20 protein-coding genes are annotated in these 16002 nt (G+C 60.1%); 13 read left to right on the top strand and 7 right to left on the bottom strand.

Annotated features, from left to right (window positions below; all coding sequences use genetic code 11):
• Position 1: 1 nt before the first annotated feature.
• The 5 genes from flhB to motA form a co-directional block, all read right to left on the bottom strand.
• Positions 2–1081 carry a flagellar biosynthesis protein FlhB gene (flhB, locus tag AC1DLT_RS05760; RefSeq protein WP_038539697.1) on the bottom strand — a complete coding sequence of 360 codons (1080 nt, stop codon included), beginning with the start codon at positions 1079–1081 and terminating at the stop codon, positions 2–4.
• 213 nt (positions 1082–1294) lie between these two features.
• Positions 1295–2347, bottom strand: a complete 1053-nt coding sequence (gene fliG / locus AC1DLT_RS05755; protein WP_038583628.1) for a flagellar motor switch protein FliG — start codon at positions 2345–2347, stop codon at positions 1295–1297.
• 28 nt (positions 2348–2375) lie between these two features.
• Complete coding sequence (gene fliN / locus AC1DLT_RS05750; protein ID WP_477486139.1) at positions 2376–2978, bottom strand: flagellar motor switch protein FliN; 603 nt, start codon at positions 2976–2978, stop codon at positions 2376–2378.
• A 73-nt stretch (positions 2979–3051) separates the two neighbouring features.
• Positions 3052–4002, bottom strand: a complete 951-nt coding sequence (locus AC1DLT_RS05745; RefSeq protein ID WP_038592776.1) for a FliM/FliN family flagellar motor switch protein — start codon at positions 4000–4002, stop codon at positions 3052–3054.
• Complete coding sequence (gene motA, locus AC1DLT_RS05740) at positions 4002–4871, bottom strand: flagellar motor stator protein MotA (protein ID WP_038539704.1); 870 nt, start codon at positions 4869–4871, stop codon at positions 4002–4004. Before motA ends, AC1DLT_RS05745 begins: the two co-directional genes overlap by 1 nt.
• Before the next feature lie 200 nt (positions 4872–5071).
• Between motA and AC1DLT_RS05735 the strand changes: the two genes are divergently transcribed.
• The 13 genes from AC1DLT_RS05735 to AC1DLT_RS05675 are packed head-to-tail and all read left to right on the top strand — an operon-like array spanning position 5072 to position 14056.
• Complete coding sequence (locus tag AC1DLT_RS05735; protein ID WP_038539707.1) at positions 5072–5851, top strand: DUF1217 domain-containing protein; 780 nt, start codon at positions 5072–5074, stop codon at positions 5849–5851.
• 1 nt (position 5852) lies between these two features.
• Positions 5853–6590 carry a flagellar basal-body rod protein FlgF gene (gene flgF, locus AC1DLT_RS05730; protein ID WP_038539710.1) on the top strand — a complete coding sequence of 246 codons (738 nt, stop codon included), beginning with the start codon at positions 5853–5855 and terminating at the stop codon, positions 6588–6590.
• 22 nt (positions 6591–6612) lie between these two features.
• Positions 6613–8010: a flagellar protein export ATPase FliI gene (gene fliI / locus AC1DLT_RS05725; protein ID WP_437179040.1), complete on the top strand. Its 1398-nt coding sequence runs from the start codon at positions 6613–6615 to the stop codon at positions 8008–8010.
• 7 nt (positions 8011–8017) lie between these two features.
• Positions 8018–8590, top strand: coding sequence for a hypothetical protein (locus tag AC1DLT_RS05720; protein ID WP_038539713.1), 573 nt, complete (start codon positions 8018–8020; stop codon positions 8588–8590).
• Between the two features lie 53 nt (positions 8591–8643).
• Positions 8644–9030 carry a flagellar basal body rod protein FlgB gene (gene flgB / locus AC1DLT_RS05715; protein ID WP_038539716.1) on the top strand — a complete coding sequence of 129 codons (387 nt, stop codon included), beginning with the start codon at positions 8644–8646 and terminating at the stop codon, positions 9028–9030.
• Between the two features lie 4 nt (positions 9031–9034).
• On the top strand, positions 9035–9454 hold the full coding sequence (gene flgC / locus AC1DLT_RS05710; protein WP_038539720.1) for a flagellar basal body rod protein FlgC: 420 nt from the start codon (positions 9035–9037) through the stop codon (positions 9452–9454).
• Positions 9451–9789 carry a flagellar hook-basal body complex protein FliE gene (gene fliE / locus AC1DLT_RS05705; RefSeq protein WP_038583646.1) on the top strand — a complete coding sequence of 113 codons (339 nt, stop codon included), beginning with the start codon at positions 9451–9453 and terminating at the stop codon, positions 9787–9789. The genes flgC and fliE overlap by 4 nt, the downstream gene beginning before the upstream one ends.
• Before the next feature lie 17 nt (positions 9790–9806).
• Entirely contained in the window at positions 9807–10595 is a 789-nt protein-coding gene (flgG, locus tag AC1DLT_RS05700) for a flagellar basal-body rod protein FlgG (RefSeq protein WP_038539731.1), read from the top strand.
• A 20-nt stretch (positions 10596–10615) separates the two neighbouring features.
• Positions 10616–11098 carry a flagellar basal body P-ring formation chaperone FlgA gene (gene flgA / locus AC1DLT_RS05695; RefSeq protein ID WP_038539734.1) on the top strand — a complete coding sequence of 161 codons (483 nt, stop codon included), beginning with the start codon at positions 10616–10618 and terminating at the stop codon, positions 11096–11098.
• Positions 11095–12225, top strand: a complete 1131-nt coding sequence (locus tag AC1DLT_RS05690) for a flagellar basal body P-ring protein FlgI (RefSeq protein WP_038539737.1) — start codon at positions 11095–11097, stop codon at positions 12223–12225. Before flgA ends, AC1DLT_RS05690 begins: the two co-directional genes overlap by 4 nt.
• Positions 12222–12782 carry a MotE family protein gene (locus tag AC1DLT_RS05685; RefSeq protein WP_051899640.1) on the top strand — a complete coding sequence of 187 codons (561 nt, stop codon included), beginning with the start codon at positions 12222–12224 and terminating at the stop codon, positions 12780–12782. The genes AC1DLT_RS05690 and AC1DLT_RS05685 overlap by 4 nt, the downstream gene beginning before the upstream one ends.
• Positions 12779–13498, top strand: coding sequence for a flagellar basal body L-ring protein FlgH (gene flgH, locus AC1DLT_RS05680; protein ID WP_038539740.1), 720 nt, complete (start codon positions 12779–12781; stop codon positions 13496–13498). The genes AC1DLT_RS05685 and flgH overlap by 4 nt, the downstream gene beginning before the upstream one ends.
• 42 nt (positions 13499–13540) lie before the next feature.
• Complete coding sequence (locus AC1DLT_RS05675; protein ID WP_477486138.1) at positions 13541–14056, top strand: flagellar basal body-associated FliL family protein; 516 nt, start codon at positions 13541–13543, stop codon at positions 14054–14056.
• Positions 14057–14177: 121 nt separating this feature from the next.
• Here AC1DLT_RS05675 and AC1DLT_RS05670 read toward each other — a convergent pair whose 3' ends face one another.
• Positions 14178–14948, bottom strand: coding sequence for a cephalosporin hydroxylase family protein (locus AC1DLT_RS05670; protein WP_477486137.1), 771 nt, complete (start codon positions 14946–14948; stop codon positions 14178–14180).
• The gene (locus AC1DLT_RS05665; RefSeq protein WP_477486136.1) at positions 14941–16002 is read right to left on the bottom strand and encodes a methyltransferase domain-containing protein; all 1062 of its coding nucleotides are present in this window, start codon (positions 16000–16002) and stop codon (positions 14941–14943) included. The genes AC1DLT_RS05670 and AC1DLT_RS05665 overlap by 8 nt, the downstream gene beginning before the upstream one ends.

Genomic DNA, 16002 nt, shown 5'->3' with positions numbered 1-16002 from the left:
CTCAGCGTGTCCGTTTTTTTTGCGACCGGGAGGCGTAGACCCGGTGCACGAGTTCCGCCACAGCCTTATAAAAGACTGGCGGAATGACACTATCCACTGAGACTTGCGCAAACATGGAGCGTGCCATGGGCGGATCTTCAAAAACGGGGATGCCGTTTTCCTCTGCAATTTCGCGGATCTTGAGCGCAATCAGGTCCTGGCCCTTGGCGACGACGACCGGGGCGTCGTTTTCTTCGCGCACGTATCGCAGCGCCACCGCAAAGTGAGTCGGGTTGGCGATCACCAGCGTCGCACGGGGGACGTTGTTGATCATGCGCCGGCGGGCACGGTCGCGCGCCACCGATTTCTGGCGCTGCTTGACGATCGGGTCGCCCTGCGCCTGCTTGTATTCGTCCTTGACCTCCTGCTTGGTCATCTTCAGTTCGTTGTACCAGTGATACCGCGTCCAGAGGACGTCGACGACGGCAAGGATGCCCGCCGACATGACGACAACGATCACCATTCGGCGGATAATTGCGTCCAGTTTGACGAGAATGATCTGGGGATCCGAGAACATTGCGTCGAGTGAGGCGAAATATTCGCTGCGCAGCGCGAAATACATGATCACTGCCACGATCAGGATCTTGAAGATCGACTTTGCGAATTCGACGAAGCCGGGGACGCTGTAAATCCGTCCAAAGCCCTTGGTCGGTGAAACACGGGCAATTTGCGGCCGCACGCGTTCGAGGACCAGCGACGGCATGTTCTGCGCGAACGAGGAGCCAAGCCCGAAAATGATGAAGAGCAGCATCACCGGAACGAGGAATGCGGCGATGGCCCAGCCAAGATGGACGCTCAGCGAGACGACATCCGTCGAATTTTCGAGCCGCCACTGATCCGGCTGCTCGAAAAGGTCTTTCAGCGTCTCGGCCATCTTTGCGATGCCGGAGGGAAGGAAGAAGACGAGATACACATAGAAAGCCAGGATCGAGGCAAAAAGCGGCACTTCGCGGGAGACCGGGACGTTACCCCTGTCTGCCGCTTCCGACATTCGTTTGGCGGTCGGGTTTTCTGTTTTACTGTCTTTATCGTCGTCGGACACGGCTTTGAACCAATCGGTCTTCCGGTTGCGAGGACGTGGCTCAAACGAATCGGCCGCCGCCGCTCGCGATGTTACCGCATCGCCTGCTAGCCGCTAATCGAGTCAACAAAAAGACTGTGGGTGGCCGGAGAATAACGGCGAAAGGTGGCTTGAAACGAAAACGGAGCGAGATGTTTCCCGCTCCGCTTCTTTTGTGGTGTCTCAATAGGCAGCTCAGGCGGCCTCGGCCGGCTTGTCGCCATCCTTCTTTTCTTCCTTGAGGAAGATTTGGCCGGAATTGGCGAGCCGGATCGCTTCCTGTGCGATCGCGCGGCGGGCAATCGCCACTTCGCGCGGATTGAGGTTCATGTTCTGGACCGCCAGATCGCTTTCGATCATGCGGCGCTGGCGCGGGCTGATCGCCGAGAGGACACATTCCTTGATCTCGTTGGTCGCACCGCGCAGCGCCATCGTGAGGATGTCGCCTGCGACGTCGTTGAGCAGCATGACGCGGCTGCGCTGCGGCATGAACATGAGGTCTTCGAAGAGGAAGATCTTCGGACGGACCTTGTTGACAGACTCCTTGCTGATCGTCTCGAGGGAGCTGAGCAGGGTATCGACCTGGTTCTTGTCGAGCTCGTTCATAAGCTCGGCGACCTTGTTCGAGCCGTTGGAGTTGCGTTCGGCTTCGATTGCCGCAATCAGTTCCATTACCCGGTTCTCGATGATCTGGGCTGCCTTGGGGCTGACTTCCTTCATGTTGACGGCGCGGTTCATGATATCGGCGCGGCGGCTGTCGGGAAGCTGAAGCAGGACCTTCGCACCGAAGATCGACGGCATCTGCGAAAGAATGTAGGCGACGGTCTGAGGATGTTCACGCGACAGGAATTTGCCCACGAATGCCGGATCGGCATCCTGCAGGCGGTCCCAGATATTGGCCTGGTAATCGTCGAACGCGGTGCGGCGGCCGAGCAGGCCGTCGACTTCTTCCGGTGTCAGGCCCGCTTCGAGAATGCCCTCGATCGCTGCGGCATTGTCCATAAGGCCGGTGCCCTCGGTGAACAGGTCCTCGAACTCGTTGACGAGTTCGAGGAGTTCGTCCGGCGGGATCGCGCGCAGCGTCTGAGCACAGGCAATGATATTCTGCAGCTCGCTCTGGGTGAAATACTTGAGAAGCTTGCCAGCGACGCCCTTGCCCATAGCCAGGAGCACTGCCGCGGCCTTTTCGGCCTTGGACAACGGTTTCGTAGATAAGGCGCTGCCACCGAAATCCTCAAAGTCCATCATGGTCTTCCTTTTCTGTCCCAAACAGGGATCAGGTTCTTCTCGTGCTCAGTACTTCCGTCAGTCTCACACCGAAGCGCGTGTCGTCATTTTCCAGCACGGTGATCTCACCCTTGCCGATGCGGCGTCCGTTGACCACGATCTCAACCGGCTCGCCGATCTTCTTGTCGAGCGCGATCGTTGCACCTTCCTCGAGCGTCATCAGGCCCGAAACCTGCATGCGGCTGGTTCCGAGCACGATCTCGACGTCGATCGGGATATCCATGATCAGGTCGAGATTGGCATTGAGCGCGCTGCCCGGCTCCTGATAGGCGGCACTGCTGGATGTCGAGCTGCCGAAATCGTTGCCGCCGAAGCTTTTTGCACCGCCAAGGCCAGCGCTACCGCCGCCGAAGCTTCCGCCGCCGCCGAACGTATCGGCCGGGGCTTCGAAGCCGCCTCCGAACGATGGGGCGTCGGACGAAAAGTCGCTGGTTGCGGATGCGCCGAAATCAGCATCGAAGCCAGGCACGCCGCCGTCGGCGTCCGTCTTCAAGACGCCGCGCAGATCGTCGATAGCCTGATCCAGATCGACATCATTGCCGAGGGGCATCAGTGAATCGTCATCGGTGAGAGGTGTCTTCTTCGTAGCCATGCGGTGATTATTCCCGTTGAAACTTGCGTCAGCCTGCCTTTGCGAAAACGCCGGCGGCAGGCTCGCCGCGGATCTAGCCTATCAGGTGTTGGAGGATCTCGTCGTCCGTGCTGATGTTATCCTTTACGCGGACTGTATACCGCTCGCCGGACCGCCCGAATTCGCAAGAATACATATCCCGGCCATTGGCACTGACCTGAACCTGGACATCGCGCTTGTCCTGGAAAGCAATCACGTCGCCGGCGGCTAGCCGCGAGATCGTCCCGAGTGTCAGCTTCTGCAGCCGGATACGGGCCTCGAGGGTCACATGCGAACGGCGGACCTGGTCATTCATGCGGTCCGTCCATTCTTGCTTGGCCTTGACTTGAGCCTTCGCCCGCGGAGCGGTGACTTTGGTCTTCAGGAAGGCACGTTGAGGGATGACCAGGGCAAATTCGGACATGACCGAGCCGAGCTCGAATGCCATGCGGATGGAGACCCCGAATTCCGGGCGTGCCAGATCATCCGATTTCGGCCTGTCCTCGGCGTTATGGGGTCGTTCAAGGTTTGCTTCGAACCCTCCCTGCGAATTGACGCCGGAGCGCAGCACGTTGGCGATCCGCTCGAAAACCATCGCTGCGAGGTCGAGCTCGATATCCGAGAGCGGACGTTCGATCGGCTGCATGATCGTGTCGGCTGCCGAGCCCAGCATCAATTCCATGAGTGCAATCACGAAGCTGTTGCCGCAACCGAGCACGAAATTCGGGGACCAGTTGCGCAAGGATCCGTCAGAAAGCGCAAACCCATCGCCCAGATCGGTGATGAGGTCGGTCATCAGGCCGGATGTGCAGCTCACATAAGAGACGCCGATCCGGATGCCCGTTTCGCTGTGGAAGACGTCTGGCAGGAATTCCGCGTAGAGTTGCGCGAATTCGCTGCTGATCTTCTCGACGGTTTTCTTGTCGCCGAGACCCCCGGTCAGTTTTGCGAGGAGCGCCAGGTCCATGCCCGACGCCGGTGATTGGTTTGCTTGGTTCGACGTCATCATGCCGCCTTTTCTCCACCAGGATTCATCATTTCCTGCTCGACCGAGTCGATCGAGGGCCGTTCTTTGTTGGAAATAGTCTTACGTCCGTATTCGAGCGCAACCTGCGGCACGGAGCCGTTCATGTAGGCAAGCAGGGTCTGCTTGACGATGATGTACAGGCGGTGCTGCTTGGTGCGGACGATCTTGATCTGCGAGGTCAAAGGGTTGCAGACCGAATAGGACAGGAAGATGCCGAGCATGGTGCCGACGAGAGCCGCACCGATGAGGCCACCGAGAACTTCCGGCGATTCGTTGATCTTGCCCATCGCCTTGATAACCCCGAGAACGGCGGCGACGATACCGATGGCCGGGAAGGAGTCCCCCATCGCGGTGATCGCGTGATAAGGCTTCATCTTGTCGGAGAACATCGTGTTGAGTTCTTCGTCCATCAGCGCCTCGATCTCGTGGGAGCGGGCGTTGCCGATGATGATGAGGCGCACGTAGTCGCAGATGAAGGCGGTCAGTTCCTTGTTCTTCAGGACCGTCGGAGCAGTCTGGAAGATCGGCGATTCATCCGGATTGTCGATATGGGCTTCGATTTCGTTGCGCGACTTGGTTCTGAGGTCGCGCATCAGCGAATAGAGCACGCCGAGAACGTCGAGGTAGTTGCGCTCCTTCGGTACGGCATTCTTGAAGGCTTCTCCAAGCGCCTTGCCGCTATCCTTCACCACCTTCATCGGGTTGGCCATGATGAAGCCGCCAAGACCGGCGCCGCCGATGATCATCAGCTCGAAAGGCTGGATGAGAACGTTGATATGGCCACCCATGGCCATGAAGCCGCCGAGAATACAGCCAACGGTGATGACAAAGCCGATAATAATATTCATCGCGTACCTGTGCCCGATCGTTTTCGTTTGTCTTGGGGATAAGGCTTCTGGCTTGCGTGAGGCTGGCTGTGAAGACGCTAATAAAAGCGGGTGCCGAACAGTTTCGCACAAGTCTTCGGGGCTAGTTCTGCCTACGATCGGACCGGATTGCCGGCTCCGCAGCGACGTTCGCCGCTTCCGCGGACTTAGGTAGAGCTACCGTGATCACGACTTACACCAGCTACGCAATGATCAGTCGCGACATGTCGAAGTCGCTGGAGCGTGTCGCCGAAAAGCCGGAAGTTGCGCGCGAGACCGAATATTATCTGTCGAAGATCGGCAGCATCAAGAATATCGACGACTTCATGGCCGATACGCGTCTCTATAACTACGCGCTGAAGGCACATGGTCTCGAGGATATGGGCTACGCCAAGGCCTTGATCCGCAAGGTCCTGACGGAAGGCACCGACAACAAGGCCGATTTCGCCAACCAGCTGTCCGACAGCCGTTATGCGCAACTGGTCGAATCCCTGAATTTCGCAGCTTTCGGTGCGACCGCCACGTCGTTCGATAAGGCCCAGAAAGGCGTTGTCGACAAGTTCCAGCGCCAGACGCTGGAAGAGGATGCTGGTGCCGACAATATGGGCGTTCGGCTGGCTCTCTATTTTGAGCGCACTGCGCCGACGATCAAGTCCGGCATGGAAGTCCTGGCCGACGACGCGCTTTCGGAAGTCATGCGCACCGCGCTTGGCATGCCGGATGAGATGATTGGTGCCGACCTCGATCGTCAGGCCAAGTACATCGAAGACATGGTCAAGATCGAGGATTTCCAGGATCCGACCAAGGTCAACAAGTTCCTCGAGCGGTTCACCGCCATGTGGGAGATCAGCAATCCCACCGACACTTATGACCCGCTCGCCGTCTTCAATTCCCCCGCGTCGAGCGGGATTTCAACAGATCTTCTGATCTCGATCAACAATCTGAAACTCGGAGGCAAATGATATGCAGTCCGGACTTTACGTCGGCATCTCTTCCCAGATCGCGCTTGAGCGTCGCTTGAACACGATCGCCGACAACATGGCCAACATGAACACGGTCGGCTTCCGCTCCACGGAGGTCAAGTTCGACGAGGTTCTGAGTAAGACCCAGAACGATATCGGCGCAAAGGTCGCGTTCGTCACCCAGGGCAACGACTACCTGTCGACGCGTACGGGTGAAATGCAGCGCACGGGCAACCCGCTCGACTTTGCGATCAAGGGCGACGCCTGGTTCGCGATCGACACGCCTGCCGGCAAGGTATTGACCCGTGACGGCCGTTTCACCATGGATGAGCTCGGCCAGCTCCGCTCGATCCGCGGTTATGCGGTCCTCGACGCAGGCGGAGCGCCGATCCAGCTCAACCGTGACGGCGGTCCTCCGACCGTCGGCTCCGACGGCATCATTCGTCAGAACGAACAACCGGTGGCCAGCCTCGGTCTGTTCACGGCTGATGTCACCAAGGGCTTCGTGCGCCACGATAACTCCGGCGTCATCACCGTCGACACCCCGCAGCCGGTTCTCGAGGGCATCAAGAATTCCGTCGTCCAGGGCTACATCGAAGGGGCCAACGTCAACGGTATCAGCGAGATGACCCAGCTCATCCAGGTCAATCGCGCTTTTGAAAGCATTTCGTCGCTGATGCGCGACAGCGAGACTTCGCTGGACGCTGCGATCAAGACGCTCGGTGGTTCCAACGCTTAAACGATAGGAAAGAGGGCCCACCATGATGGAAGCGGCTATCCTCGATGCAATCAACGGCGGCAAGCTGGGCCAGCTTGCCGGGCTTTCGGCGCGTTACGCCGATCCGGCCTTCTCCGTCGCCCATGGTGGTCATGTCAGGACCATTGCTGCAGGACATTATACGGTCGCGGGCTTGTCGAAACATGTGCGGCTCGGCGAATTCGTCGCCCATCGCAGCGCGACCGGCATCCATCTCGGCGAAGTGGTTCGCGTCGAGCCGGACATCATCTATGTCTGCCCCATCGAACCCGGCGAGCCGATCGGCATCGGCGATACCGTTATTCGCAAGGGCGCCTTTCGTGTCGCGCCCGACGAGAGCTGGTGCGGGCGCACGATCAATTCGCTCGGCGAGCCGATCGACGGCAAGGGACCGATCGCGCGCGGCCTTCATCCCCGTTCGATCGCCAATACGGCGCCACCGTCCATGACGCGCAGCCGCGTTGAAAAGGGTTTCAGGACCGGCGTCCGGGCAATCGACATCTTCTCGCCGCTCTGCCTCGGCCAGCGTCTCGGCATTTTCGCCGGTTCCGGCGTCGGCAAATCCACGCTTCTGTCGATGCTCGCCAGAGCCGACGCGTTCGACAAGGTGGTAATCGCGCTGGTCGGCGAACGCGGCCGTGAGGTGCGCGAATTCATCGAGGATACGCTCGGCGAGCACATGTCGAAGTCAATCGCTATCGTCGCGACCAGCGACGAAAGCCCGATGCTCCGCAAGATGGCGCCATTGGTGGCGATCACCGTCGCCGAACATTTCCGCGACCAGGGCGACAACGTCCTGTTCATTGCCGACAGCGTCACCCGTTTTGCCCATGCGATCCGCGAGGTCGCTGTCGCGGCCGGAGAACCGCCGATCGCACGTGGTTATCCGGCATCCGTCTTCACCGAACTGCCGCGCCTGCTTGAGCGCGCCGGTCCGGGCGTCGAGGGCACGGGCACGATCACCGCGATCATCTCGATCCTGGTCGACGGCGACAACCACAACGATCCGATCGCCGACTCGACCCGCGGCATTCTCGACGGTCATATCGTTCTCGACCGTTCGCTTGCCGAAGAGGGCCGTTATCCGCCGATCAATCCGCTCGCCTCGATCTCGCGTCTCGCCCGCAAGGCCTGGACCGAGGATCAGGAAAAGCTGGTCTCGCGCTTGAAATCACTGGTGCACCGCTACGAAGAAACCCGCGATCTGCGCCTGATCGGCGGTTATCGCGCCGGCAGCGATCCGGATCTCGACATGGCGATCAAGCAGGTGCCGGTCATCTACGAAGTCCTGAAGCAGACGCCGGGAGAAAAGCCGACGCTTGATGCCTACGCGGACCTGGCCAATGCGCTCCGGGCGGCGGCGGGGCAGGGCAATCCGCAGTCGGCCATAGCAAGAAGGTGATTATTCGATGAGCGACAAGAACAATCAGGACGCGGCGGCTCAATCGAAGTCGGAGGAGGCACAGTCGCGACTGGGGGACAAGATCCTCGTCGCGACGGGCATCACGCTGGCCGCCGCCTCCGCCTTCTTTCCCTGGTACGTCTTCTTGAATGCCGACAAGTTCGGCATCCGCACGGAAGCACTCGGCCGCACCCGCGATCTGCCTCCCGGCGTCGCTCGCTCGGTCGTCACCGTATCGCCTCTCGCCATGACCGACAGTTCGAAGGACGACTGGCCGAAGCCCGTCGAGCCGACAGACGCCCTGACCACCGCCACCACCTCGTCGCTCGGCGAGACCCGCAACACCGGTAGTGTCCGGGAAGAGCAACCCTTTCCGGGCAAAGGCAATTTCCGGCTGCTTCATGTCGCCAATGGCCGCGCGCTCATCGAAGACGGTTCCGGGATGTACATGGTCCGGGTAGGCTCGATCCTGCCCAACAACAGCAGGCTCGCCACGCTCGAACAACGGGACGGCAAGTGGGTGATCATTACTTCGAGCGGAGAAGTTTATCGTGACACGGGCGTCAGCGCGCGCCCGTAAGTCCGACGCAAGCTTACTGGCATAGTCTCCAGACAGAAGATGGAGACAACCCTATGCAACCGATTCAATTGTTCGAAATGGCATCCCGGCAGGCCGATTGGCTCTCGGTGCGTCAGGAAGTTGTTGCGGGCAATATCGCGAATGCCAATACGCCGAAGTTCAAGGCGAAGGATATCACGCCTTTCAACTCGGTGCTGGACCGCACGCATGTTCCGATGGCTCGCACCAATCCGGGCCATTTCGCGAGCAACGACCTCAGCGATGAGATCGACATCAAGCCATCGGAACTGAACGACGAAATCGGCGTCCAGGAATCCGGCAATACCGTCTCGCTGGCCGACGAGCTGACGAAGACGGGTGAAATCAAACGCCAATACGAATTGAGCACAGGACTAGTGAAATCGTTTCACAGCATGATGCTGACGTTAGTGAAGAGGTAAGCAAATGGATCCGCTTTCAGCCTCCTTGAAGATCGCTGGATCGGGAATGGAGGCGCAGTCGACACGTCTGCGCATCGTTTCCGAAAACATTGCCAACGCCCGCTCTACCGGCGACACGCCCGGCGCGGACCCCTATCGCCGCAAGACGATTACCTTCGGCTCCGAGCTCGACAGGGCGAGCGGCGTAGACGTGGTGCAGGTGAAGAAGCTCGGCAACGACAGCTCGAAGTTCATCGAGGAGTATGATCCGGACCATCCGGCGGCCGACGCGAAGGGCATGGTCAAGCTGCCCAACGTCAACATGCTGATCGAAATGGCCGACATGCGTGAAGCCAATCGCTCCTATGACGCGAACATCCAGACCATCAAACAGACGCGCGAACTGATCGCTGCGACGATTGACCTTCTGAAGGCCGGACAATGATCGATAAAATTCAAAACGTTAGTTCTCTGTCGCTGTCGAACGGCATCGACGAGGTCGGTTCCACGAACAGCTCCGTGCTCGCCGGCGGCATCGCAACGACGCCCGGCCAGAACACCGGAATGGATTTCGGCAGCGTCATGGCCAACATGGCGACGGACACGATGAACAGCCTGAAGGGCGCGGAATCGATGTCGTTCAAGGCCATCCAGGGCAAGGCCAACACCCGTGAAGTCGTAGATGCGGTCCTTGAAGCGCAGCAGTCGCTCCAGACCGCCATGGCGCTGCGCGACAAGATCGTGTCCGCCTATCTCGAAGTCACGAAAATGCAGATCTAGAGTTTGAGGACGAAGACATGAGAGCGCTTTCCGTCGCAGCAACGGGCATGGATGCCCAGCAGACCAATCTCGAAGTCATCGCGAACAATATCGCGAACATCAACACGACAGGTTACAAGCGCGCCCGCGCCGAGTTTTCCGATCTGCTCTATCAGAGCGAGCGTGCCCAGGGCGTGCCGAACCGGGCCAACCAGGCGATCGTGCCGGAAGGTGCCAATATCGGCCTCGGCGTTCAGACGTCCGCCGTGCGCAACATCCATACGCAGGGTGAACTGACCCACACCGAGAACGATCTCGACGTCGCGATCGTCGGACGCGGCTGGTATCAGATCCAGACGCCGGATGGCCAGACGCTCTATAGCCGCGCCGGCGCCTTCAACAAGAATGCCCAGGGCCAGCTGGTCACGATCGACGGCTATGCGGTCGTGCCGAACATCACCTTCCCGGCGGATGTCAGCGAAACGCAGATCACCCGCACCGGCCAGGTCATGGTCCGCGTTGGCAAATCTGCGGATTTCACCGAAATCGGCCAGCTCACCACGGCCAACTTCGTCAACGAAGCCGGCCTGCAGCCGCTCGGCGACAACCTGTTTGCGCAGACCGCCGCATCCGGCGAGCCGATCGTCGCAGCCCCCGAGGATCCGGGCTTTGGTTACCTGAAGCAGGGCTATCTGGAAAGTTCCAACGTCGACGCCGTCCGCGAGATTACCGATCTGATCTCCGCCCAGCGCGCCTACGAAATGAACTCCAAGGTCATCACCACTGCCGATGAGATGGCTACGATCGTCAGCAAGAACCTGAAATAATAAACAGGAGACGGGCAGACATGAAGTTTCGCCGGAAAAATGCGATTGGCGCCAGGCTGGCCTTGCGGCTCCTGGCAGCTCTTCTCGCCGCAACGGGCTCGCCGGTCCTGGCCGGCATGGGGACGGCCGTCGTGCCGACCCAGACGATCTATCCCGGCGAAGAGATCACCGAGGGCAAGGTCGAAGAAGTCCAGGTGACCAATCCGAATCTGGCCGGCGACTATGCCCGCAAGACCAGGGAAGTCGTGGGCATGGTGGCAAAGCGCACGCTGCTGGCCGGGCGTACCGTTCCGGTCTCGGCGCTTCGCGAAGCCTTCGCGGTCACCCGCGGCAAGGCGGTTCGCCTGACCTTCACCATCGGCAGCATGACGATTTCGGCCTCCGGCTCGCCGCTTGAGAATGCGGCAGTGGGGGACGTCATTCGCGCACGCAACATCGATTCAGGTGTCACGGTCAGCGGCACCGTCATGGCTGATGGGACAATCCAGGTGATGGCGAAATGAGAACCCGTTTCTTCCTCGCGACGCTCGCCGTGATCGTCTCCCTGCTGGGAAGCGCGCCGGCGTCCGCCGATGGGCCCTACATCGTCTCCGCCCGCATCAAGGATATCGCGTCACTGCAGGCAGGCCGCGACAACCAGCTGATCGGCTACGGCCTCGTCGTCGGCCTCCAGGGCACGGGCGACAGCCTGCGCTCGTCTCCCTTCACCGACCAGTCCATGAAAGCGATGCTGCAGAACCTCGGCATCTCGACCCAGGGCAGCCAGTCCAATGCCAAGAACGTCGCGGCCGTCATGGTCACGGCCAACCTGCCGCCCTTCGCAAGCCCCGGCAGCCGCATCGACGTCACGACCAGCTCGCTCGGCGACGCGACCTCGCTGCGCGGCGGCACGCTGGTGATGACCTCGCTTTCCGGCGCTGACGGCCAGATCTATGCCGTGGCCCAGGGCGCGCTGGTCGTATCCGGTTTTTCGGCCCAGGGTCAGGCGGCGACGCTGACCGAAGGCGTAACGACTGCGGCGCGGGTGCCGAACGGTGCAATTATCGAGCGCGAGCTGCCGTCCAAGTTCAAGGATTCGGTGAACCTCGTCCTGCAGCTCCGCAATCCGGATTTCTCGACCGCGGTGCGCGTCTCGGACATCGTCAACAGTTTCGCGGCACGCCGTTACGGTGGTCCGATCGCCGAGCCCCGCGATAGCCAGGAAGTGGTGATCGAGAAGCCGAAGAGCGCCGATCTGACGCGGCTGATGGCCGAGATCGAGAACCTCGTGGTTGAAACCGACACGCCGGCCAAGGTTGTCGTCAACGAACGGACCGGGACGATCGTCATCGGTGCGGATGTGAAGATCTCGCGTGTCGCGGTCAGCTACGGTACGCTCACGGTGCAGGTTACCGAGACCCCGCAGGTGATCCAGCCAGAACCGTTCTCGCGTGGCGAGACGGCGGTTCAGCCCCAGACGGACATCATGGCGATGAAGAACGGCGGCCAGGTCGCGCTCCTCAACGGTCCGGATCTCAGGACCCTGGTCGCCGGCCTCAACAGCATCGGCGTCAAGCCGGACGGCATCATCGCCATCCTGCAAGGCATCAAGTCCGCCGGTGCCCTTCAAGCGGAGCTCGTCCTGCAATGACCGAGACCCTGTTCACCATTTCCATATCGAAGAAGCTGGCGCGTCGGGTGCTTGCCGCCGCTGCTGTCCTGACGCTGGTTTCCCAGGTCGGAGCGCAGCAGCCGGCTCCGGTCAACGAAGCGTCGACCAGCGACGAAATCCAGAAGTTCTGCACCAATATCGCCGATGCCGCGCGGGACCAGCGTTATCTCCTGCAGAAGCAGGAGCTTGAAAAACTGCAGGCGGACGTCGACGATCGCATCAAGGCCCTCCAGGATCGGACCACCGAATACCAGGACTGGTTGAAGCGCCGCAACGACTTCCTGGCGCGTGCCCAGGCCGGCCTGGTCGACATCTTCAAGACGATGAAGCCGGATGCGGCCGCGCCGCAGCTGGGAGAAATGAACATGGAGGTCGCGGCCGCGATCATCATGCAGCTTCCGGCCCGTCAATCGGCCCTTTTCCTCGCGGAAATGGATCCGCATAAGGCCGGCATGATCTCGACGATCATCTCTAGCGCTTCCGACCCGCATACGTCGAAAGCACGCGCTCCCAATGTTCCGAAAGTACCCTCATGACGAAACGCATTCCCGCAATCCTCGCCGTTCTCCTTCTGGCCGGTTGTTCCAGCCAGACGATCAAGGAAATCGGCAATGCGCCGGCGATGAGCCCGATCGGCAGCGGCCTGCAATATGCGCAGGCGCCGCAGATGTCGTCCTATCCGAAGCAGCCGCGGCAGATGGCCAGCGGCTATTCGCTGTGGAGCGACAACCAGGCCGCGCTTTTCAAGGATTCGCGTGCCCTCAACGTCGGCGACATCCTGACCGTCGACATCAAGATCAACGACAAGGCGTCGTTCGACAACCAGACGGAACGCAACCGTAAGAATTCGACCAGCCTGACCTGGGGCGCTAGCTTGAGCAATCTGTTCGGCTGGACGCCCAAGGCGGGGACGACCGGCGATCTGGGCACGGATTCGAATACGGACACGCAGGGCAAGGGAACGATCAAGCGTGCCGAAAGCCTGAAGCTGCTCGTGGCTGCCGTCGTCACCGGGATTCTCGAAAACGGTAATCTCCTGATCAGCGGATCACAGGAAGTGCGCGTCAACCACGAAATCCGCATCCTCAACGTTGCCGGTATCGTCCGGCCGCAGGATGTCGATTCCACCAATATCATTTCTTATGACAAGATTGCCGAGGCCCGCATTTCCTACGGTGGTCGCGGCCGCCTGATGGAAGTCCAGCAGCCTCCGGTCGGTCAGCAGGTCGTCGATCTGTTCTCGCCCTTCTGACGGACCCGGGCGAAGGTCTCTTGATGTGAAGGTTTGAAGATCATGGCGGATGAAGCACAGGCGGCCGACGCTAAGAAAAAGAAGAATGGCACCATCATGGTCATTGCGGGCGTCGCGATCCTGACCGTGATCGGCGCCGGTGGCGGCTGGGTCGTCGGCGGCATGATCGCGCCGAAGGATCCGAACGCGCAGGCGCATCAGGCCGAGCCCGCGGCCGGCGAACACGGCGAAGCCGGCAAGAAGGAAGAGGGCCTTCCCCATATCTCAACCCAGGCCAATGGCGTCATTCTCCTCGAACCGATTACCACCAATCTCGCCTATCCGTCCGAGAACTGGATCCGGCTCGAAGTGGCGCTTTCGTTCAAGGGGCCGCCGGAACTGGCACTCGCGGAAAGTATCCATCAGGATATTCTCGCCTATATGCGCACGGTCTCGCTGCAGCAGATCGAGGGGCCGCGGGGCTTCCAGTATCTCAAGGACGACATTAAGGAGCGCGTCGATCTTCGCTCGCAGGGCAAGGTCGCCAAGGTGATGTTCCGCTCCTTCGTGATCGAATAGCGGCAGACTTCAAATACAATGCATGAAAAAAGCGGCCGCAAATGGCCGCTTTTTTGTTTGATCGAATCGCTATGCGGTCGGGACGCTCCTTTCAGCTCTGCCGGAAGGAGCGTCCTTTCGTTTAGTGGACCCGCTTCAGGAAGCCATCCGGGGCGACGGTAATCAGCAGCTTGTTCTCGACCGACTTGTCGATCTCGAATTCCGGATGCGTCTTCAGATATTCGAAGACGGCCGTTTTCGGATTGTCGCCTGGTCCCCAGGGGCGATTGCCGGCCAGTTCCTTCGGAAGGTCCTCGACGACGGTGTCGAACACGACGCAATAGCTGCCGACGCTGGTGAGCGGGGCATAGAGCTTGAGTTCCTCGAGAACGTGCTCGTGCGTATGGTTGCTGTCGAGGCTGATCAGGATGCGCGAATAACCGGCAGCGACCTTGCGGACCTGATCCATGATCTCGGGCGCGATGCTGGAGCCTTGGATCATCTCGATCCGCGACGCCATCGGGTGGGCCTCGATCGCGTCCTTGTTATGGGGGCGGATGTCGATGTCGATGCCGAGAACCTTGCGCTTCGGCTTGGCCGGATCGACGACTTCGCCCTTTTCCGCCGCTTCCGACAGTTCCAGCAGCGCCAGCATCGAGGCGCTGAGGATGAGGGAGCCGCCATGGGCGATGCCGGTCTCGATGATCAGGTCGGGTTTTACCGTCCAGATCAGCTCCTGCATGGCGACCATATCCTGCGGATACTGGATGATCGGTCGGCCGAGCCAGAAATAGTTGTAGGAATATTGCGAGGCGATCGACGTGCGCATGAACTGCGCGGCGCTGTCGGTAAGTTCCTTGTTTCCAGGGACGGCAGCGACGCGGGCTTCAACTTCCTTGGTGAAATCACTCATTGTCGATCCCCACATAGGTATAGGCATTGTGAGACAGCATTCGAATTTCCTCGAGATAATTGGAGTTCATGACGTAGATGGTCGAACCGTGGGGAAGTTTCGCCAGGGCCTGGTCCGGCGATTGCACCATCAGGCCGGTTGCGGGCAGGAATTTGCCCTGTTTGGCGGGATTGATGTCGATGACCATGTCGACCGGCTGCCCCTGACGGGATTTCAACAGCGAGAAGGTCACCCCCTTCGACGCGCCGCCCCAGATCGCCGAACTGTCGCCCGCTGCAATTCGATCGCCCAGCGTGCGGGTGAAGTCGGCGGGAAACGCGACGCGATCGGTTTCTTCACGCACCGGCGGCCGCAACGAGTCCAGCTCAGCCACAACATAAAGGTACTGCCCGCCGAAAACTCGACCGCTCTCGATGACATTGCCGAAGATCCGATGAAAGTCAGACAGGCGGAAATAATTGACGTGCTCGTAGAACACGTCGAACCAGGCGCGGTGTTCCATGATCCAGTCGAAGCAGGGCACTTCGATATAGATGCGGCCCTTGCCGCCGTTCGCCTTGCAGAGCTCGACGAGGAAATCATACGGGTCCTGGATATGCTCCAGCACGTGGCGAAGGATCAGCCCTTCGGCTTGGACGTCGACGCCGGCCTCGAAATAATGCCGCTTCACGCGCGGGTTCGTGCCCTCGTAGGTGGGGTCGAAGCCGGTGAGGTCGAAACCTTTTTCAAGCAGCATCTCGAGGAAGAGGCCCTTGCCGCAGCCGACCTCGACCAGGTTCTCACGGCCCATTGTCCGCTCGACGATACCGGCCACCATTTCCAGATGCTGGTGGAAATGCCGGCTGACGCCCTGTTCGTTATTGTAATTGCCGTCGTAGTCCATGAGCTTGGGGTCGAACGCATCGTTGTAGATGAGGCCCGTCGTCATGTCCTGCACCAGGCGGATATCGCCCTTGGCGCAGCCTTTGGCTTCCGCTGCCGTGGGATAAACGCGGTTCTGGAAGGTCGGCAACTGCGGCTGTTCGTAAAGCAGCAGGGTATCTTTCGTCGTCAT

Source organism: Neorhizobium sp. 05N33 (assembly GCF_056397445.1).
Note: the sequence above shows the minus strand (reverse complement) of the source record. Positions and strands in the feature narration are given on the sequence as shown.